Origin of the sequence: Endozoicomonas euniceicola (genome assembly GCF_025562755.1) — a bacterium.
Classification (GTDB): Bacteria; Pseudomonadota; Gammaproteobacteria; order Pseudomonadales; family Endozoicomonadaceae; genus Endozoicomonas_A; species Endozoicomonas_A euniceicola.
On sequence record NZ_CP103300.1, the window covers coordinates 3435149 to 3454763 of the forward strand.

At 49.9% G+C, this 19615-nt stretch carries 19 protein-coding genes and 1 pseudogene; 10 read left to right on the forward strand and 10 right to left on the reverse strand.

What is annotated here, in order from left to right; genetic code table 11:
* Positions 1 to 60: 60 nt before the first annotated feature.
* Positions 61 to 2334 (reverse strand): DUF748 domain-containing protein, encoded by a 2274-nt coding sequence (locus NX720_RS13890; RefSeq protein ID WP_449757767.1) that lies wholly within the window; start codon positions 2332 to 2334, stop codon positions 61 to 63.
* 39 nt (positions 2335 to 2373) lie between these two features.
* A complete protein-coding gene (locus NX720_RS13895; protein WP_262595406.1) occupies positions 2374 to 3894 on the reverse strand; it encodes a YifB family Mg chelatase-like AAA ATPase in 1521 nt (506 codons plus the stop codon).
* Between the two features lie 176 nt (positions 3895 to 4070).
* On the opposite strand from NX720_RS13895, the gene NX720_RS13900 reads away from it, so the two are divergent.
* Positions 4071 to 4325 carry a hypothetical protein gene (locus NX720_RS13900; protein WP_262595407.1) on the forward strand — a complete coding sequence of 85 codons (255 nt, stop codon included), beginning with the start codon at positions 4071 to 4073 and terminating at the stop codon, positions 4323 to 4325.
* Positions 4326 to 4345: 20 nt separating this feature from the next.
* Here the strand turns inward: NX720_RS13900 and NX720_RS13905 are convergent, their stop codons facing one another.
* Positions 4346 to 4606, reverse strand: coding sequence for an accessory factor UbiK family protein (locus tag NX720_RS13905; protein ID WP_262595408.1), 261 nt, complete (start codon positions 4604 to 4606; stop codon positions 4346 to 4348).
* A gap of 365 nt (positions 4607 to 4971) precedes the next feature.
* On the opposite strand from NX720_RS13905, the gene glnK reads away from it, so the two are divergent.
* Both glnK and NX720_RS13915 read left to right on the forward strand, forming a co-directional pair.
* On the forward strand, positions 4972 to 5310 hold the full coding sequence (gene glnK, locus NX720_RS13910) for a P-II family nitrogen regulator (protein ID WP_262595409.1): 339 nt from the start codon (positions 4972 to 4974) through the stop codon (positions 5308 to 5310).
* A 121-nt stretch (positions 5311 to 5431) separates the two neighbouring features.
* The gene (locus tag NX720_RS13915; RefSeq protein ID WP_262595410.1) at positions 5432 to 6682 is read left to right on the forward strand and encodes an ammonium transporter; all 1251 of its coding nucleotides are present in this window, start codon (positions 5432 to 5434) and stop codon (positions 6680 to 6682) included.
* A 103-nt stretch (positions 6683 to 6785) separates the two neighbouring features.
* On the opposite strand, the gene NX720_RS13920 is transcribed toward NX720_RS13915, so the two are convergent.
* The 3 genes from NX720_RS13920 to tnpA all read right to left on the reverse strand — a co-directional run bounded on the left by NX720_RS13920 (position 6786) and on the right by tnpA (position 7919).
* Positions 6786 to 7082, reverse strand: coding sequence for a type II toxin-antitoxin system RelE/ParE family toxin (locus NX720_RS13920; RefSeq protein WP_262595411.1), 297 nt, complete (start codon positions 7080 to 7082; stop codon positions 6786 to 6788).
* Positions 7075 to 7296, reverse strand: coding sequence for a ParD-like family protein (locus tag NX720_RS13925; RefSeq protein ID WP_262595412.1), 222 nt, complete (start codon positions 7294 to 7296; stop codon positions 7075 to 7077). Before NX720_RS13925 ends, NX720_RS13920 begins: the two co-directional genes overlap by 8 nt.
* Positions 7297 to 7490: 194 nt before the next feature.
* Positions 7491 to 7919 (reverse strand): IS200/IS605 family transposase, encoded by a 429-nt coding sequence (gene tnpA, locus NX720_RS13930; RefSeq protein ID WP_262595413.1) that lies wholly within the window; start codon positions 7917 to 7919, stop codon positions 7491 to 7493.
* A gap of 65 nt (positions 7920 to 7984) precedes the next feature.
* Here tnpA and NX720_RS13935 point away from each other — a divergent pair, with 65 nt between their 5' ends.
* Positions 7985 to 9157 carry an RNA-guided endonuclease InsQ/TnpB family protein gene (locus NX720_RS13935; protein ID WP_262595414.1) on the forward strand — a complete coding sequence of 391 codons (1173 nt, stop codon included), beginning with the start codon at positions 7985 to 7987 and terminating at the stop codon, positions 9155 to 9157.
* Positions 9158 to 9328: 171 nt separating this feature from the next.
* Here the strand turns inward: NX720_RS13935 and NX720_RS13940 are convergent, their stop codons facing one another.
* Positions 9329 to 11407, reverse strand: coding sequence for a C2H2-type zinc finger protein (locus NX720_RS13940; RefSeq protein ID WP_262595415.1), 2079 nt, complete (start codon positions 11405 to 11407; stop codon positions 9329 to 9331).
* A 95-nt stretch (positions 11408 to 11502) separates the two neighbouring features.
* On the opposite strand from NX720_RS13940, the pseudogene NX720_RS13945 reads away from it, so the two are divergent.
* Positions 11503 to 11613: pseudogene (locus NX720_RS13945) on the forward strand (IS701 family transposase); the annotation flags it as partial.
* 104 nt (positions 11614 to 11717) lie between these two features.
* Here NX720_RS13945 and phnA read toward each other — a convergent pair.
* Positions 11718 to 12968, reverse strand: coding sequence for a phosphonoacetate hydrolase (gene phnA / locus NX720_RS13950; protein WP_262595416.1), 1251 nt, complete (start codon positions 12966 to 12968; stop codon positions 11718 to 11720).
* Entirely contained in the window at positions 12958 to 13128 is a 171-nt protein-coding gene (locus tag NX720_RS13955) for a phosphate/phosphite/phosphonate ABC transporter substrate-binding protein (protein WP_262595417.1), read from the reverse strand. The genes phnA and NX720_RS13955 overlap by 11 nt, the downstream gene beginning before the upstream one ends.
* A 234-nt stretch (positions 13129 to 13362) precedes the next feature.
* Between NX720_RS13955 and NX720_RS13960 the strand changes: the two genes are divergently transcribed.
* Positions 13363 to 14874: an APC family permease gene (locus tag NX720_RS13960; RefSeq protein WP_262595418.1), complete on the forward strand. Its 1512-nt coding sequence runs from the start codon at positions 13363 to 13365 to the stop codon at positions 14872 to 14874.
* A gap of 192 nt (positions 14875 to 15066) precedes the next feature.
* Here the strand turns inward: NX720_RS13960 and NX720_RS13965 are convergent, their stop codons facing one another.
* Positions 15067 to 15252, reverse strand: coding sequence for a hypothetical protein (locus NX720_RS13965; RefSeq protein WP_262595419.1), 186 nt, complete (start codon positions 15250 to 15252; stop codon positions 15067 to 15069).
* A 40-nt stretch (positions 15253 to 15292) separates the two neighbouring features.
* On the opposite strand from NX720_RS13965, the gene NX720_RS13970 reads away from it, so the two are divergent.
* Genes NX720_RS13970 through NX720_RS13985 form a run of 4 tightly spaced genes read left to right on the forward strand, consistent with a single transcriptional unit; the run spans position 15293 to position 19542 of the window.
* Complete coding sequence (locus NX720_RS13970; RefSeq protein WP_262595420.1) at positions 15293 to 16597, forward strand: ABC transporter substrate-binding protein; 1305 nt, start codon at positions 15293 to 15295, stop codon at positions 16595 to 16597.
* Entirely contained in the window at positions 16584 to 18269 is a 1686-nt protein-coding gene (locus NX720_RS13975; RefSeq protein WP_262595421.1) for an ABC transporter permease, read from the forward strand. Before NX720_RS13970 ends, NX720_RS13975 begins: the two co-directional genes overlap by 14 nt.
* A 6-nt stretch (positions 18270 to 18275) precedes the next feature.
* The gene (locus NX720_RS13980) at positions 18276 to 18914 is read left to right on the forward strand and encodes an ATP-binding cassette domain-containing protein (protein WP_262595422.1); all 639 of its coding nucleotides are present in this window, start codon (positions 18276 to 18278) and stop codon (positions 18912 to 18914) included.
* Positions 18915 to 18921: 7 nt separating this feature from the next.
* Positions 18922 to 19542 (forward strand): CDP-alcohol phosphatidyltransferase family protein, encoded by a 621-nt coding sequence (locus tag NX720_RS13985; protein ID WP_262595423.1) that lies wholly within the window; start codon positions 18922 to 18924, stop codon positions 19540 to 19542.
* The last annotated feature ends 73 nt before the right edge of the window (positions 19543 to 19615 follow it).

A 19615-nucleotide genomic window follows, 5' to 3' on the forward strand; every position in this document is an offset into this window, starting at 1 on the left:
ATTTTCCTGTCCCCCCCCCCCCTCTCGGGTTCCCGCCTGCGCGGGAACAACGATACCTATTTAAAGCACCTTGATTTCCATTCTGGTTTCTACACCTCTCCCGGAAACCTGCTGTTCTGTCGTGTTAGCATCCAGAATAAAAAGACGTTCAGGGCTTAGCCCCTGTTCTACCAGATAGTTTTTGATGGATTTTGAGCGCTCAATAGCCAGCCCTCTCATGGCAATCTCATCATAGGGCCATTGGTTGACCAGCTGCTGGTTGATTGCTTTCAGAGTTGAGGCTGATTCGATATCGATGGCCTGAGCTTCAGCCAGCTGTGCCATTAACTCCAGCCTTATATTTTCGGTCAGAATATCGTTATCCAGGGTGTTTACCGCCTGATAATCCTGCCAGCTCAATTCTATAGCATTTTCTATTTTTGCCTGAGCGATCAGTGGCCAGTCTTCACGAATTGAAGCCGTTCCCCGAATATCCAGTTCTACCTCAGGTCGCTCGTGCAGGGCGGCGAATAACTGGTTCAGTGAGTCTGTTTGCTGCAAAGGAATAACCGGCGTACCCGGAGCAAATTGAACGGATGACATTGTTTCAGCATCGCCCCCCACCAGAGAGGCAAGGAAATCGAAAGGAGCGGCAACGATATTGCCCAGCATATTAGTGAGCGCCATACGCATAACGGACCCCAGTTCAAACTCCGGGTTATTCAGGTCGCCACTGACGGGCAGTTGAATGTCAATGTGTCCGTTCCGGTCTTTCAAAAGGGCAATGGCGAGCTTAAGGGGAAGTTCAATAGCTTCCTGACTGTCCACTGGTTCCCCCAGGGTCAGGTTGTCCAGCAGCATAGCGTTATGGGCTTCCAGCTGAGCGTCGGTGACCTGATAATTCAGGTCAAGATCCATATGACCTTTTTCAATAAGGTACCCCGCAAATCTTCCTGAATAGGGGGTAAGCGTCGTTAATTCAACATCGTTAAACGACATGTTTATGCTGGTTGTATCCAGAGGTTTTGAAGGTATCAGGCTGGCTTTGATATTAACCGGAGAGTATCGATCCACCTGACCTTTCAACACCAGTGTTGCTGTTTGGTCTGTGGGTAATGTCAGTCCGGTGAGCTGACCATTGAGACGACGGATTGGTGTGACAAAGCCCGGCTGAAAGGAGTAGTCAGCAAAATCAATGAACCCATTTTCAATATCAAACTGGTTGATGCTGAAACTTATGGGGGAGTCTGTGTCCTGGATGGGCTGCTCTGCGGTTAAATCACTCTGTTTCAAACCACCCTGTTTCAAAAGACTTGCCAGATTGACGTTAAGGCTCTGATCAATGGCGATTTTTACTTCTGGCTGTAGCAGTTGAATCTGGTTGATGGTCAGGCTGTTTGAATGTTGATAGTACTCGATGGGCTGGAGAGCAAGACTTTTCCATGCCAGAACATCGGACTGGTTACGGCGGTCGATCAGTTTCAGCTGATCAACACTGATCTGGGCGAGGGCAGATAACCCGCTTTCTGGCAACCAGTCCAGCTCTGCCGAGAGAGTCAGAAAACCCCGGTTTAAACCAACGTGTGAGAAGTCAGTAACATAGGGTTGAAGGCTCTTGATATCGAACTGGCTGATATCAACCTGTGTGGACACTTTCCGGGAGGGTAGCTGTACATTGCCGGATAACGCCAATCTGCCCTGTTCCTGAATGTTGCCCTCAATGGAATAGGTACTGGTGCTTTCGGGCCAGTTAAAATCCTGTAGTTTAAGGTTGAGGCTATCCACTGCCAGTGTGAACGGCAGGCCTGACTGTTCAGCAATCAGCTGATCCGTAAAGAGGATGTCTGCGTTATTGACTGACAAGGAATTCAGGGCAAGGGAAAAATTGGCTGGTTCTTGTACAGACTGTGGCTCTGTTGAAGGTGATGAGTCATTGGAATGGAGCAGATGGCTTAGATTAATCTCACCCTGCTCATCAAGGACAATTCTGGCAACAGGGTCATTCAGTTCAATCGCTTTTATATGAGGCGTACCTGACAAGCTGTTCCAGCCTGCCTGAACAGACAGTTCTGAAAAGCCAAGTATGGGGTCCTGAAGGTCGCCAATTCTTAACGATTGCAGGGTCAGCCGCAGAGAAAAAGGGTTTAAATGGACGCCGCCCAGATGCAGTGGCTGGTTAATAATGTGCGGAGAGAAAAGATTAATAGCAAGATGTAGTGTTGCGGGCAGTATGGCAAAGCCAAACAGGGCGTAAAAGGTAACGCCGAGGATAAGCGCTTTTATAAAACGACGCATGACTTGTTTTTTCCTAAACTTTTTCCAACGGTTTTGTGCACGGTATGCTTTGGTGTTCATGGCTGCGCAGTGTATTCAGGGAGGGCGGGCTACTCAAGATTATTTTTGGGGATATTCCCGATCCAGCTTCCGGTAATGAATCGCTTCCGCCAGATGATTCTTCTGAATGGACGCCTGTTCATCCAGGTCGGCCAGTGTACGCGCTACCCTGAGAATGCGATGTACGGCTCTGGCTGAATATCCAAGCTTGTCACACAGGTTTGTCAGAAAGGTCTGCTGGGCTTTATCCAAAGCACAGTAGCGGTTGATTTCCCTGGCTGACAAACGGGCGTTTGTTTTACCTTGTCTTTGGAATTGCCGGTTTCTGGCTTTAACCACGGTTTGTCTGATGGATTCAGTGGAGTGTTCTTCGTCTGTTGTGTTGTGTTGGAACAGCGTTGCGGCATTCTGAGAAGCGACTTCAATTTGCAGGTCTATGCGGTTTAGCAGTGGACCGGATATTTTGCGCTGATAACGACGCACCTGCTCTGGCGAACACTCGCAGCTGCGTCGGGTATCCCCCAGATAACCACAGGGGCAGGGATTCATGGCGGCTACCAGTTGGAAGGCTGCTGGAAAAGTTGCCTGCCCTTTGGCGCGGGCTATGACCACTTCTCCGGATTCCAGTGGTTCGCGCAATACTTCCAGAGCCAGCCTTTGAAATTCAGGCAGTTCGTCCAAAAAAAGAACACCTTGATGTGCATAAGAGATTTCACCGGGCTGGGGGTGAGAGCCACCACCCACCAGAGAAACGGCAGATGACGTATGATGTGGATTTCTGAACGGGCGCTGTTTCCAGGTGACAGACTGTTGCTGTAATGACAGGGAATGAATGGCTGACACTTCAAGGGCTTCATCATCAGTCAGTTCTGGCAGTAGTCCGGGTAAACGACTGGCGAGCATGGTTTTTCCGGTTCCCGGAGGACCAAACAGCAACAAGTGGTGTCCACCGGCAGCCGCAGTGGCCAACGCCCGTTTGGCTTGCTGCTGGCCTTTGACGTCGGATAAATTCGGGTAGCCAATCGCTTCATTATGATCAAGCTGTGCCGTGACGGGTTCTAACACACTCTGTCCGGTCAGATGTGCGCAGACCTGTGAAAGGTCTTCAGCCCCGAACACTTCAGCCTCACGACAGAGACTGGCTATTTGTGCGCTGTCGGCTGGGACAAGTAATCGGTGGGACGCTTTCCGGGCGGCCATTGCTGCGGGTAATGAGCCGGTAACCGGACGCAGTTTGCCGGTCAAAGCCAGTTCCCCCAGAAATTCATAGCCATGCAGGGTATCCAGAGGCAACTGCTCTGAAGCTGCCAGAATGCCCAGGGCGATGGGTAAATCAAAGCGTCCGCCTTCCTTGGGTAAATCCGCCGGGGCCAGGTTCACGGTAATGCGACTGGTTGGAAATTCGTAACCACTGTTGATTAAGGCGCTGCGTACCCGGTCTTTGCTTTCCCGCACAGCGGTTTCAGGCAACCCCACCATATTCAGGGCGGGCAGCCCGGCTGAAAGATGGACTTCAACGGTGACAGCCGGAGCTTCCAGCCCGGTTCTGGCACGAGTGTGAACAACCGCGATTTTGGACACGAAAAGAGCTGCCTCTGTTTTACTGTTAGTTTTTCTTGCGCTATGGGCATTTGGGACTGGACGATGAGACAGGATAGCAGTGAATTAATGGAGCGGAGGATTAATTTTTAAACCCTCTGTGCCTTCTTCATCCTCTGCTATGCTTGTGACCCAGCCAATAAGAACAGGTAATACTTATGTCTCTTGAGGCGCAGATTCTACAGCTTAAAGCCAAACATAAAGCCATAGACGGGGCTTTTCAGGATTTTCAAAAAATCATACAAAGCACTCACGATGTTGTGTCGCTCGCATTTAAAGAACAAAGAGAGTACCACGGCGAAGTGGAATACCGGCTTAAGAAGCTGGAGCACCTTGCTGAGCAGCAAAATAAGCGCACCGACAAGATAGAAGAACTCCTGATCCAGATAGTCAACAACCTGGCCAGCAAGTAATACGCTACCTGACAGCTGGATCAATCAGGCTTTTCTGCCAGTGCCGATTCCAGCTCGGCTACTTTTTTCTCCAGTGCTTCCAGACGTTCGCGGGTATGTCGTAACACCGCCATCTGGGCATCGAATTCGTCCTGCGACACCAACTCAAACCGGGTCATCGCACTGCTGACCAGGGCTTTTATATTGTGCTCAATATCTTCAGCGGTTTTGCTTTTCTCTGCACTGAGTATCTGGCCTGCCCGGCTGGCAATGTTATTGATGATGGCTGCCTTGTCGATCATGGGAATTCCTGACTGCTTATTGGTGGGTTGTGGATGTTTTTATTGGTCTGGATCATAACACAGAGTAGGTCTTCGGGTGTTTTCCTTCCTGTCTGCACTTTATTGGTGCAATGTCCTGATGTTTGCAAAAAGAAGATGCACGCAAAGTGTGCAATGACCTGGAATAGTCTGAAAAACAGTGACTGACAGCCATGACAGTGACAGGAAAAGTTGGCACAACACCTGCTTTAACAAGAATAAACTCATGAGGCAGGGCTTAACCACCCAGGATGAAAGTCGTAGACTTAAGTTCCCTCCTCACTATCGCGGCTAGTTAGTCTAGTTGCTTAATCTTATTCAAAAGCTAACTAAATCGGGAGAGATGCATGAAGTTGGTATCAGCCATTATAAAGCCCTTCAAGCTGGATGATGTTCGTGAAGCACTATCCGACATCGGCGTGCAGGGTATCACCGTGACGGAAGTAAAAGGCTTTGGTCGTCAGAAAGGTCATACCGAGCTGTACCGTGGAGCCGAGTATGTTGTTGACTTTCTGCCCAAGGTGAAGATTGAGGTGGGTATTTCCGATGATCTGCTGGATCAGGTGATCGAAGCCATTTCCAAAGCTGCAAACACGGGCAAAATCGGTGACGGTAAAATCTTTGTCACGACGCTGGAACAGGCGATTCGTATTCGCACCGGCGAAACCGGTGAAGATGCTATCTGACAGATGCCATCAGGCTATTAATAAATAACTTGCATCAGCTTGTAACGGTTGTTGTTTTTCACCTGAAAAATACGTTCACAGCATAAAAATAACATTGTGAATTCCTTCGAGGAGGGGACTCGTGGAAAATATTGCCCAGGTGTCGTATGCACTCGACACATTCTATTTTTTGATGTCGGGCGCGCTGGTCATGTGGATGGCAGCTGGCTTTGCCATGCTGGAAGCTGGCCTGGTGCGTTCGAAAAACACCGTCGAAATCCTTACCAAAAACATTGCCCTGTTTGCCATTGCCTGCACCATGTATCTGTTGTGTGGTTACGCCATCATGTATCCCGGTGCTAACGAAGGTGGCATTCTGCCAGTACTCGGTACGCTGATTGGCGCTGAAAACCCGGTTGAAGCCGTGACTGCTGGTGGTGACGATGCACCTTACTATTCATTGCGTTCCGATTTCTTTTTCCAGGTGGTCTTTGTAGCGACCGCTATGTCCATTGTCTCTGGTGCAGTGGCTGAACGAATGAAGCTCTGGTCTTTCCTGCTGTTTGCAGTGTTTATGACAGGCTTTATCTATCCGGTTCAGGGGTTCTGGAAGTGGGGGGGTGGTTTTCTTGACGCAGCCGGTTTCCAGGATTTTGCAGGCTCTGGTGTCGTTCACCTGGCCGGTGCTTCTGCTGCTTTAGCGGGCGTTCTGCTGCTGGGGGCTCGTAAAGGCAAGTACGGCAAGGGTGGCTCCATTAACCCAATGCCGGGTTCCAACCTGCCCCTGGCGACTCTGGGTACCTTTATTCTCTGGCTGGGATGGTTTGGCTTTAACGGTGGTTCGCAGCTGAAAATTTCTGATGTCGAAAACGCTAACGCTGTCGCCCAGATCTTTGTAAACACCAATGCCGGTGCAGCCGGTGGTGTTATTGCTGCACTGATTGTTGCACGACTGTTGTTTGGTAAAGCCGATCTTACTATGGCACTGAACGGTGCGCTGGCTGGCCTGGTAGCGATTACTGCTGAACCGCTGACACCATCAGCCGTGGCCGCTACGTTAATTGGCGCTGTGGGTGGCTCAGTGGTTGTATTCGCTATCGTTGCTCTCGATAAACTGCGGTTGGACGACCCGGTAGGAGCCATCTCAGTACACGGCGTTGTCGGTATCTGGGGGCTTCTGGCAGTCCCTCTGACCAATGGTGATGCAACATTTCCTGCTCAACTGCTGGGTATTGCTTCCATCTTCGCCTGGGTGTTTGGCGCTTCTCTGATTGTCTGGGGTGTGGTGAAGGCAGTGATCGGCCTGCGCATTACTGAAGAAGAAGAGTATAAGGGCGCAGACATTACTGAGTGTGGGATGGAAGCTTATCCGGAGTTTACCGGGAAGCAGTAGTCTGAAGGTGGCAAAAACAGGCAGAGCTTTGGGGATGTCGGTGCTACCACATCATGATGCTTAAACAGGTCATTTTTGTACAGACACCTGGCATACTCTAACGTCACCACCGCTCCTGTCGCTCCAGGTTCCGATAAAAATTCTCATGAGATCCAAGAGATATCAGCTCCAATACCAGCTCGCCTTCATCGAAGTGGTAAGCGAGCAGGGCCAGTTGTTTCACCATCTTGAATTTATAAACCTGAATGTGGCTTAAAACGCCCTGCTTTTTGTCGCCCAGTTCTGGATTTTCCGCTATAACTCTGACCGCAGCATCCAGATTCGCCTTTTGGTTCGGCTTCAGTTTTTTTACGGTCCTTTCAAACCGGGCGGTCTGGCGTATGATGTTTGCTTTAGCCAAAGCGATACTCCGAGATCAGGCCGTGTTTGCGTTCGGCGTCAGCCTCCAGAATATCTTCTATAAAGTGGATGGGCAGGTCGGGGTTCTCTTTGGCGATTTTGCCAAGGGTCGCCCAGTATTCGATCTGTTTTGCGGCTGAACGCTTTTTGACTTTGCCAACCAGAGAGGCTTCATGCACCAACTCTTCATCCAGCCGTAATGGTTTGCCTGACATCGTTAAGCTCCTTTTGCATCAATATGAAACAAATGTAGTAATCTGCTACAAAAATGTCAAAGTGGTACCTGATAGCGGAGCCATTTCCGTAAGGTCACTTAGAAAGCAGGCAGAGCACCTTTAGCAAAATCGTCGTAAACCCTCGCCCAATGCGGGCGGGGATATAAGACGGGAAGGCGCAGAGCCTTCCGCCATCAATCTGGTGTACTCTGGCTATTAACGTAGTCCTTCAGAGTCTCGATAGTTGCACCGCCAGCACTGCAAGCAAAGTAAGACCTTGACCACATTAAGCCTGCTTTGCTCTGAGCAGTAAGGTGGGTATTCAGCATTCGCAACCGTCTTGATGATGTTGATTTGAGATTATTTACCATGACACTGATAGCCAGTTTTGGTGGGTAGGTCACCAACAGGTGTACGTGATCTTTTTCGCCATCCATTTCAAGTAACTGGCATTCCAGTTTTTCACATGCACTCTCGAACGACTCCCGTAACTGCTTGATCATATAGCCATCAAAAAGCTTTCGTCTGTACTTTGTCGTGAACACCAAATGAATAACCAGCTTGGTAACGCTATGTCGTTTGCGAAGATACCCTTTAAGTAAATCTTTATTGTGTGCGCTCACTTGAAAACCTCTTTCAAATACCTGTAATATGAAGTTTATATTAATGAGCACTGAAATAACGTTCCATGCTGAGAGCCACCAAAGTACGAATCTATCCAACATCAGAGCAGGCGGAATTTCTCGACCGTCAGTTTGATGCTGTGCGGTTCGTATGGAACAAGGCCCTGGCTATTAAGGTTCATTATTACAAGGTTCGTGGGCAGAGCCTTTCTCCCAAAAAACACCTGAAGCCCTTGCTGGCAAAAGCCAAGAAAAGCCGAAAGTACTCATGGCTGAAAAACGCTGACTCTATTGCACTGCAACAGGCCACTATCAATCTGGATACGGCCTTTCAAAACTTTTTCAATCCCAAATTGCAGGCAAGATTTCCTCGCTTCAAGAAAAAGCATGGCAAGCAAAGTAGCTACCATTGTACGTCTGTCTCTGTGGGCGATAACTGGATAAAAATCCCCAAGTGCAAGCCCATAAGGGCTAAAGTGCATCGTGAAATAGTGGGTAAGGTGAAGTCTATCACCCTGAGCAGAACGCTAACCGGCAAGTATTTTGCCTCCATATTGGCTGATGATACCCAGGAACAACCAAAACAGATTGATAATCTTGAAGCTAATCAGGTTGTCGGTGTTGATATGGGGATTACTGATCTGGCTATCACCAGTACCGGCCATAAGACTGGCAATCCTCGCTTTCTGAAAAAAGCACAACGTAACCTGAAAAGAAAACAACAGGCTCTATCTCGCTGCAAGAAAGGCTCAAAAGGTAGGCACAAAGCCCGTTTATTGGTGGCAAAGGCGCATGAGCGTGTAGCCTTTGCCCGTAATGATTTTCAGCATAAGCTATCAAAACAACTCATCGACGAAAACCAAGCGGTGATTGTGGAGACACTGAAAGTTAAAAACATGCTCAATAACAAGCGTCTTGCTCGTTCTATTGCTGATGCTGGCTGGCACTCACTGATAACCAAACTCGAATACAAGGCAAAGCAGGAAGGTAAACATCTGGTGAAGATAGACCAGTGGTTTGCATCCTCTAAAACTTGCTCAGTCTGCGATTTGAAACAGGAAAAAATGCCATTGAGAATCCGATCATGGGAGTGTAGCTGTGGTGCTATCCATGACCGGGATATTAATGCAGCTCGCAATATCAAGAAGCAAGGCATATTGAAATTAAAGGCGGAAGGACTGTCCGTTTCTGCTGATGGAGGCTTGCGTAAATCCGGCAGACTGTCGGTTGCTGCCTAAGAAATCAGAAGCCTCACCCAATAGGGTGGGGAGCAGTCACGGAAAATGGCCTTTTGATGCAACACCTTCCTGAAAACATGCGTCCCGAACAGCCATGAGCTGTATTCTCATAGTAAAAATAATGGAAGATGATGGCTATTCTTGTGGAGTTTGATGACAGTCGCCCGTTCATCAAACTCCATCGTTACCCTGCTTTTCAAGCCTTTGTCGTTTTGTTTCTGGCTCTTCCCTGTGGTGGGTGAGTTTGTGTCTATTCAGATTATTGCTCTGAGCGGCTGAAAAGTTGCAGTAGTCGCATGAGTAGGGCTTCTCCCCGCTGTGGGTGCGTTCGTGTATATCCAGATGAGCTTTGGTCGTGGTTGAGTGGCCGCAGCCCTGGTAGCTGCATGAGTAGGGCTTCTCCCCGCTGTGGGTGCGTTCGTGTCTTGCCAGATTATCGCTGGTCGTGGTTGAGTAGTCGCAGTCCTCGTGGTCGCATGAGTAGGGCTTCTCCCCGGTGTGGGTGCGGGTGTGTACTTTCAGATTTTGGCTGGTCGCGGTTGAGTGGCCGCAGCCCTCGTGGTCGCATAAGTAGGGCTTCTCCCCGGTGTGGATGCGTTGGTGTTTTTTCAGATCACCGCTGTACTTGGTCGAGTATTGGCAGTCCTCGTGGTCGCATGAGTAGCGCTTCTTCCCGGTGTGGATGCATTGGTGTTTTTTCAGATCACCGCTGTACTTGGTCGAGTATTGGCAGCCCTCGTGGTCGCATGAGTAGCGCTTCTTCCCGGTGTGGATGCGTTGGTGTTTTTTCAGATCACCGCTGTACTTGGTTGAGTATTGGCAGCCCTCGTGGTCGCATGAGTAGCGCTTCTTCCCGGTGTGGATGCGGCTGTGTTTTTTCAGATGAGCTTTGGTCGTGGTTGAGTGGTCGCAGCCCCGGTGGTTGCATGAGTAGGGCTTCTCCCCGCTGTGGGTGAGTTGGTGTATTGCCAGGTGAGACTTCTGATTGGCTGAATAGTTGCAGTAGTCGCATGAGTAGGGCTTCTCTCCGGTGTGGGTGCGGTTGTGTACTTTCAGATTTTGGCTGGTCGTGGTTGAGTGGCCGCAGCCCGGGTAGTCGCATGAGTAGGGCTTCTTCCCGCTGTGGGTGAGTTGGTGTCTTTCCAGATTATGGCTGTTCGTGGTTGAGTAGTGGCAGTCCGCGTGGTCGCATGAGTAGCGCTTCTTCTCGCTGTAGGTGCGCCTTTTACTGATAGCGGCTGGCTGGTCAGAAGTACTGTCTGGTTCTGCTGTTACGATTACCTTTGAAGCAATTTTTTGCCGGATAACTCTTTCAGGTTTGGCTGAACCTATGCTTCCTGAATAAGGGGCAGATTCCTGACCATCCGTTTGCGGATAATAATTTAAGCTGCAAGTGACATCGCTATCTGAGGTTGAATCGCACTGGGTACTTATAAGGGGTTGGGGGGCAATGTATCTGTCTAACTCAGCCATACAATCCCGACACCTGCAAAAAAGCTTATGTTGGTTTGTATCACCGGGGGCATAGATGCAGCGTCCTTGTGCCCGACATGGCTCTAAGAGGCAAGTTTCGTCATAGCTGTGCCTGACGGGAGTGGGGTGGCCTGGATCGTCATCGTAATACCCGCCCCGGTGGCTAAGGAGTGAATAATGCGAGTGGCCTGTGAGGCTTGAGTGCATGTTGAATGAGTGCCCCTGACCCCATGCCCCTGTTGCGTAGGAATTGCCACCGTCAGGTTTATACATCAAAGTGATAATCTGAAGTTCGTGCTGCTGGCTGGATTCCTGCTCGTCCAGTTGATTAAATAATGCTGATCCCGGGTTCCAATGGTTTCTGGTCAGCAAACCCACAACGACAGTTGCCACCATAGGCATCCATGAAAAAAACTGCGGTGTTAGCGAGTCTTCCTGAAGTGACAGAAGCAGCTTATAGCCGACGACTTCACCGGTAGCGTATAGCAGCTGCCACGAAACTGACTCGACCACGGTCGTCAGGCTCTTCCAGAGGCCCCCTGGCCTGCAGGGTTTGTCATCAGGTGGTGAGTCCGATCCTGAATAGCTGTATGTGTTGATAGTTTCTGTCGCTTCGCCATGCGGGGACTCTGTGTTAATTGTCGGTGTTGCAAAGAATGTATCCGGGTCTGATTTTATAGAAAAGTTATGGTGTGGTGTATTCTCATTTTGCTCAAGCTCAACAATAAAGCTGTGGGGTTGTGGCTTGGACAGACAGGCGAAAGGGACGAAGAGCAAAACGTGGAAAATTAGACTTATATAGGATTTACGCATTGATAACATGCTCAAAAATTTGATATTTGCTACAAATGACTATCTTTCTGGTTCGCCGTTTCTGGTCTGGCAGACATTACCGGATTGTCAAAGGGATTAACCTCGTCACCCTCTATTACACCGTCTCCGCTGGTCATCACATGCCCTTGAATTTCAGAATATGCGACAAGCCGGTAAGTCAGTGTATACACTGCCGGGTGCAGTAAAACAAAAACACAGCAGAACCATTAAGGAACGGCTGTGTTAGCAGGCTTGAGCTGAGCTACGGTTTGGGCTATTGCATCGCCAGATAAAAAGCATCGAAGTTGCGCAATAGTGGGTCGGTATTTTCAGGAATCACAAAATTAGTGACCAGGGGGATACGTTGCTCTGAAACACCGCCGTGAGAGCGAAGCGTTCCATGCAGGCGGCCCAGGTCGTGATGTTGTTTCGACTTGCCCAGCACAAAATCAGGCTCTCCCAATAATATCAGATCACCAATACGTTCCGGGTCCAGCTCAAAGCGTGTTGCCGCTTCATTTTTAGTGAGTACTTCTGCAACGCCTTTCTGTTGGCTGAGGACTTTTCCGATATCCTGCGCCAGTGCCTGATCGTCAACATAAATAGCAGCAAAAGACCCTAGCGCACTATGGTGGGCAACGTATGGGTCAGTGATAGGCAAAATGGTACGGTACGAATTAACCGGGAAGTATTCTGCGAGTATCTCGTCAATAAATACGATGTTTGCTTCACCCCGTTCATTGGTTTTGGCGTTCATACCGTGATCTGCGGTGATCACCATTCGGGCACCCAGCTGGTGGAGTCTGGCAAAGTAGCCATCCAGCATTTCATAGAAACTCAAAGCGCCTTCCTGTTCCGGGACAAATGTATGCTGAATAAAGTCGGTCGTTGTCAGATACATTAAGTCTGGCTGTTCCTGTTCCAGCAATTTAGCGCCAGCCCTGAAAACAAATTCACTGAGTTCCGGGCTATACACGTCAGGTGTTGGCATACCGATAACGGATTCGGCATTGTCGATGCCATGTTCTTTGACTGTGGTCTTGTTGGCCAGTTCTGAAGAAAAGCAGATCGCGTTACCGTTGCTGAAGTCCAGTCCATGACTCAACATGGCTCTCAGTTTGTCTTTTGCCGTTATAGCAATGACTTTGGTACCAGCCTGATGAAACGCTTCAAGAATGGTCGGTGCTTTTAAGAGGTCAGGATTGGTCATCATGACATCCTGTTGACCATCAAAATAAAAATTGCCACAAATACCATGTTGTGCTGGTGCTACCCCGGTGATGATGGACATATTATTCGGGTTGGTAAAACTTGGGATAACACAATCAGACTCATGCTGATGGCCCTGCGCAATTAACTGTTTGATAAAGGGCATTCGGCCTTTTTCAACAGCCGATAAAAAGTATTCTGGCGCATTACCGTCAATACAGATGACAACAACAGGCTGCACAGGTTTTTTGTATAAACGACCATTAATCGTTAATTCTGTCATAGTGGATTCCGGGTTTTTCATCTTATTCATCATTATCCAAAACATGCTTTCCTGCCACAATCTGATTATTGGGCAGATCAGCGCCACGACCAATCACTTTGAAACCTTCATCCGGATACAGTTTGCGAATGCCGTTCAGGTAGGCGCTACTGATGGCCATTGCGTCAATATCACCCCGCACAGAAAGCATCATTTTTCCTGCCTGCCTGTCAGAAGTTGACGCAAATCAAACAAAAGTGAACAGCATTTCTCTAATATCGCTCGGTAAAACTTTTCGTAAAAATTAGAGCAAAAAAAGTAAAGCGGTTACTTCAGGTCAGGAAGAGTGGCAGTTCGACAACGCCACTAACCCTCTTTCCTCCTGAAAGGCTTCTGTCGGGAAGATTGCAACGTTTTTGGCTGTAACAACAAACTCAGGAACTTAACTATGTCTGCCGAGACTGATCAACGTTATAAAATGTCATTGATGACATTTTTGTTCTTTTCCATTGCGGGGGGAGGGTTTGTCCTCAGGAGTCTTGTTAACCAGTACACCGACTGGGGCTACAATTCCTGGCTGCTGTACGCAGTGGCTACTGTCATCTATGCCATTCCTTATACCTTTATGATTATTGAGTTCTCTTCCATTAAGAAGCTCAGTAACTCGGAAGGCGGTTATCAGTCCTGGCTGAATCTGGTGCTGGGAAGAAAGTGGGGCTTTATTGCCGGTTTCTTCTACTTCTACGTTAATATCTTCTATTTTGTTGACCTGCTGCCTAACGTTATCACCTACTTCCTGTACACCGCGTTCGGGGAAGGTTCCTATGTGGCGGAGCTGACCACGGCCGAGTGGTTCAAACCTATTGTCAGCGCGACCTCCATCGCTCTGTTCTGGGTAGCCACCTGGGTATCCATGAAAGGGCCGAAGTGGTTGTCCCGACTGCTGTCTTCCGCTGGTTACGCGGGCTTCGGTCTGACCGTAGTGTTTATTGTTGCGGCGGTTTACTCCCTGTCCACTGGCACCGTGACCTTCGAAGGCGAGCCGGTAGTGCCTCGTTTTGTTGAGGAAATCGATCTGTCCTGGGCGCGTATCGCTTCCATGTCCTGGGCGCTGCAATCCATGGGTGGCCTGGAAGCCCTGGCGGCTTACAAGCGCAACATTCAGGGTGGTGAACGCAGCTTCCGAATTGGCGTATTGCTGAACGTGTTTATCTTCTCCTCGGTGATGATTCTTTCCGCTGTTCTGGTGTCCATGGTACTGCCCGCGGAATACGCTCAGGAACTGGGTCTGTTGTCCGCTATTTACGCGGTGTTCCAGCAGTTGAATTTCCCGGTATGGTGGACCAATGTCATTGCCCTGTTCCTGCTGATCACTACTTTCTGTGGCTCCCTGATGCTGTGGACTGCGGCACCTGCCAAGATGCTGTTTGTTGATGCGCCGAAGGGAATCTTTGGTAAGAAACTGTCTGAGGTAAACCACGAAGGTACTCCGGTCAACGCTCTGAAAATGCAGGGAATCCTGGTTTCTGTCATCATCATTCTGTTTATGATTGGTCAGTTCAGTGCGGAGATGAATACCCTGCTGGTGGCGGTTAAAAACCTGAATGGTGGCGCGGCAACCCTGCCGGTTCTGTTCATGGTGGCGGGTTACATCAAGCTGCGTTGGGATTCCAATAATCCTGATTTTGCACGGGACTTCTACTTCCTGGGTAAAGACCGTTTCTGGGCGCTGCTGGCCGTGGTGCCAATGGTCACTATCTTTATGGCCGCTACCATTACTGCTCTGATTCCGGGACCTGAGGACTGGGCTGCCAACTTCTCCGGCTCTTTGATTCAGGTTATTCTCGGACCAGTGAGCATCATCGCCGTAACCGCCTACTGCATCGCCATCTTTAACCGCTGGCGTGAAAAGAACCCTCACGACAACTCATTGTTTAATGAGATTGCCCAGGGCGCGTAAGGATATGACGACAATGGCTGAATAATTTCACGATTGTCCGTATCATGGAACGCCAGTGATTCTCGGTAAGATGAGATCACTGGCGTTTTTGTGTATTGTGCTTTTTTTTGTCCTGATGCTTTACCCAGGCGACAAAGACAAGGCAGGGAATGGCGATAAGGCAGCCCAGCAGTAAGTAGTATTCACCGACGTTCATAGTTCACTGTCCATTTGATACCCGATATAAAAGAAAAGCATTGAAATACTTAACCCAAAAAAAACAAAATAAATCAGGTCGGAGTGTTCGGCAGCTATAGCGCCAAAACAACAGACTGCCAAAGGCACTTTGACCAGATCATAGAACATCTTGCCAGTGTTTTCTCGTTGCTTTTTATTCATAACCGTACAGTCAAATTATCAGGACAGGAAAGTGTAGACCATGAAACTGGAACAGTACTTCAGCCGGATTCGCCCCCACGTCGAGGGCTGCCCGGATGCGGTGATTAAAGAATACCGGCAGGTAAGGATTATTCGTTTGATTAACAGCATTTCTATAACAAAAAACATCGGAAAGCGGCTGGTGCTGAAACTGTTGACGATCACATTGTCACTATCAATGTCACTATCAATGCCATTGTCTCTGGCTCAGGTCCGGGCAGCCAGCTGGGCGGACATTGAGAGCCGGGGCAGAGAGCAGACCGTCTATTTCTATGGCTGGGGTGGTAGCCCCCAGGTAAACGACTATGTTCACTGGGCAGGTCAGGAAGTTAAACGACGAAATAATATTAATCTGGTGCATGTCAAAGTGGGAGATATCAGCGAAGCGGTTACGCTTATCCTGTCGGAGAAAAGCGCGGGCAAAAACACCGGGGGGCGGGTCGATCTGCTCTGGGTTAATGGTGAGAACTTTGCTGCCCTGAAACGTGCTGACCTACTGTATGGCCCATTTACCGATCAGCTGCCTAACTCTGAGCTGGTGAATAAACGACTACCTGTTAATGTTGATTTCTCCACGCCCGTTGATGGACTGGAGGCTCCCTGGGGCGTCGGGCAGTTAGTCATGATGTTTGACAGTGCGGTTACCCCTGAAGTACCTGCTTCCGCTGGTGAGTTGCTTCAGTATGCAAAGAAGCATCCCGGTAAAATCAGTTACCCTCAACCGCCACAGTTTCATGGCGTCGCCTTCCTGAAGCAATTGTTATCTGAGTTGGTGGATGATTCCAGAGTGCTTCAGAAGCCTGTTGATGCCGTTGACTTTAAGACTGTCACCGCGCCTCTGTGGAATTATCTCGACCAGCTGCACAAAGTCGCCTGGCACAACGGCCGTCGTTTTCCCCAAAGTGACCGGGAGATGATGCAGTTGCTGGATAATCGTGAACTGCATATGGCGATCAGTTTTAATCCTGCCGAAGCTGCGGCAGCCGTGAAGCGGGGCGACCTTGCTCCTACGGTGTCCAGTTATGCCTTTCGTCAGGGGGCATTGACCAATATTCATTTTCTCGCCATTCCCTATAACAGCAACGCCAAAGAAGGGGCGCAGGTGGTCATTAACTTTCTGATGTCGCCAGAAGCTCAGCAACGTAAAGCGGAACTGGCCGTGTGGGGTGATCCGTCGATTTTACGACCGTCACTGTTGCAGGTAAGCCCTGAAGCGACAGCACGTTTTAAGGCGATTCCAGAACCGCACTTCAGCTGGCATGGCGCACTGACGGAAGCCTGGCTGGAGCGGTATGGGCATCAGTGATTTAGTACAGAGATTATTAAAAAGCGGTACGGTACTGGTTGTGCTGTGCTGTCTGGTGCCTTTATTGGCGGGTGTTGCCGGTCTGGTTCTGCCCGCGGTGGGTTATTACCCGGCACTGGGATTTAACACATTTTCAACGACAGTGGTTCAGCAGCTGTTTGACTGGCCCGGACTGTTACAGTCTGCCTGGCTGAGCCTGTTTACCGGGCTGACGGCGACGTTTCTGGCACTGGTGATGACCCTCACCATTCTGAGCCTGCTCTGGGGGGGACGCTTCTGGAACTGGATTACGCTGTATATTGCGCCTGCGCTGGCCTTGCCTCATGTGGCTTTTGCCATTGGGCTGGGTTTTCTGATCGCACCCAGTGGCTGGCTGGTAAGGATGATGGTTCCCTTCACGGGCTGGAGTGAACCACCACAGTGGTTAACGGTGAATGATCCGCAGGGGTTTTCACTGATACTGATGCTGTTAATTAAAAGTGTGCCTTTTCTGCTGTTGATGAGTGTGGGTATTCTGCAACAGCTACAGCCCCGGAGGCAGCTGACAATGGCGCAGAGCCTGGGTTATGACCGGGTTCAGGCGTGGTGGAAAATTCTGGTGCCACAGTTGTATAACCAGCTGAAACTACCCTTGTATGCAGTGCTGGTTTACGGCGTGACCGTTGTGGATGCTGCCTTGATTATCGGCCCCCAGTTACCGGCACCACTGGCGGTACTGGTATTGCGCTGGTTCCAGAATCCTGACTTGAACTTTCGGCTGTTAGCCAGTGCCGGTGCACTATTACTGTTGCTGGTAACCCTTGGCAGTTTGTTTTTCTGGATGATGGTTGAACGTCTGCTGACGCCTGTTGCACATAGGGTGTGGTTGAATGGACGCAAGCAGGTTCAACACCCGGTGCTCTGGCTCGCTTTTTCAACCCTGCCGGTTCTGGCATTGCTATCCATTGGAGCAAACGTCGTTCTGCTGATCTGGTCGTTTGCCGGGCGTTGGCGTTTTCCCGATATCTGGCCTTCCGTCACAACGCTGCAATACTGGCAACAGCATGTCTCTATGCTGGCCGACCCGTTACTGCTGGCGCTGAAACTGGGGCTGGTCAGTAGTCTTACGGCGGTGGTCGCCAGTCTGGTGATGCTGGAGTATCAAAACCAGCGAGGGCGATTCTGGCCGCTGATACTGCCCTGTATTGCCCTGTTAATTCCACAGATGACGCTGTTTGCCGGTTTGCCAGCGGTTGGAGATTCGCTGTTTGGGGCAGGCATTTACCAGTCCCCTTTTCTGCTGGTCAGCTTTGGACACCTGCTGATGGTCTTTCCCTATGTCTACCTGGGACTGCATGGTGCTTTCAGGGCGTTTGATAACCGTTATCTGACCGTTGCCCTGACCTTTGGCGTGCCATGGTCGCGAGCCTGGTGGCAGGTGAAATGGCCGATGCTGAAACCTGCGATTATCTCCGCATGGGCCGTCGGTTTTTCTGTCAGTGTCGTGCAATATCTGCCTACGTTATTATTAGGGGGTGGTCGTGTTTTGACCGTAACAACAGAAGCGGTGGCGGTGGGTGCCGGTTATGACCGTCGTCTGGCCGCCATCTACGGGCTGGCTCAGGCACTGTTGCCACTGTTTGGCTTTCTGTTTGCCCGTTTCATTAACCGCAAAAAACAATGGCAGGGATAACCAGGCATGAGTCTTAAACTGAAACAGGTGGTTATTGGCCTGGATAACCGGCAGCTGTTTGAACCGGTTAACCTGACGGTGGCTGCTGGCGAGGTGTTCAGCCTGATGGGGTCCAGCGGTTGCGGGAAATCGACCCTGTTGTCGTTTATTGCCGGAACGCTGGGTGAGCCATTTTCTGTCAATGGCGATGTATTGCTGAACAACCAGTCGTTACAACCTGAGCCTGTAGAAAAGAGAAGGGTGGGGATTCTGTTTCAGGATCCGCTGCTGTTTCCTCATATGACGGTAGTGGAAAACCTGATGTTTGCGGCTCCCGCAGGATCACAGGCTGAAAAGCGGCAGCAAGCCCTTTCGTCACTGGCTGATATTGGTCTGGAGCACTGTGCTGGCTTTTATCCACGACAGCTGTCTGGTGGTCAGGCGGCCAGGGTCAGCCTGATGCGGACACTGGCAGCAAAGCCCGGGGCGTTATTGCTGGACGAACCCTTTTCGAAACTCGACCGTGACACCCGGGATCATTTTCGGACACTGGTTTTTGCCACCGTTGCCCGGCGCAACATCCCCGCTATCCTGGTTACCCACGATGAAGACGATGTTGCTGACAGGAACAGGGTGTTACGTTTAATCAATCAACATTCGGATTAATAAAAATATGCTGGATCGCTGGAGCACTGCGCTGGTCAGACCTGCGTTACATCTTGTTGCCCAAAGGCTGAACACTCTGGGTATCACCCCCAACCAGATAACCGTGTCTGGCTTTTTTATTGGCTTACTGGCGGTGCCTGCCCTGGCTACTCACAGTTATATACTTGCACTGTTGTTTATTTGCATCAACCGGACCATGGATGGGCTGGACGGCGCGCTGGCACGCATACAGGGGACAACGGATGTGGGGGGCTTTCTGGATATTGTCCTGGACTTTATATTTTATGCGGCCATTATTGTTGGTTTTGCATTGGCTGAACCGGCTGCCAATGCGTTAACAGCCTGTCTGCTGTTGTGCAGCTTTATGGCAACGGGTAGTAGTTTTCTGGCCTTTGCCACCATTGCTGCCAAACAGAATATTGAGAACCCGGTTTATCGAAACAAGTCCATGTATTACCTGGGTGGTTTGACAGAAGGCACTGAAACCATCCTGTTTTTTATTGCCATGTGCCTGTTGCCGGACTATTTTTCCCGGATTGCCCTGGTGTTCACCGTACTGTGTGTGATCACCGCTGTAACCCGTGTACTGGCAGGGGTGCATACGTTCAGGCAGCATCCGGAAGCCTGATCTGCATTGCCTTACCCTGCTCATAGCCGGTCTGGAAGTTACAACAAAATTAAAAAAAACCGGAGAATATTAT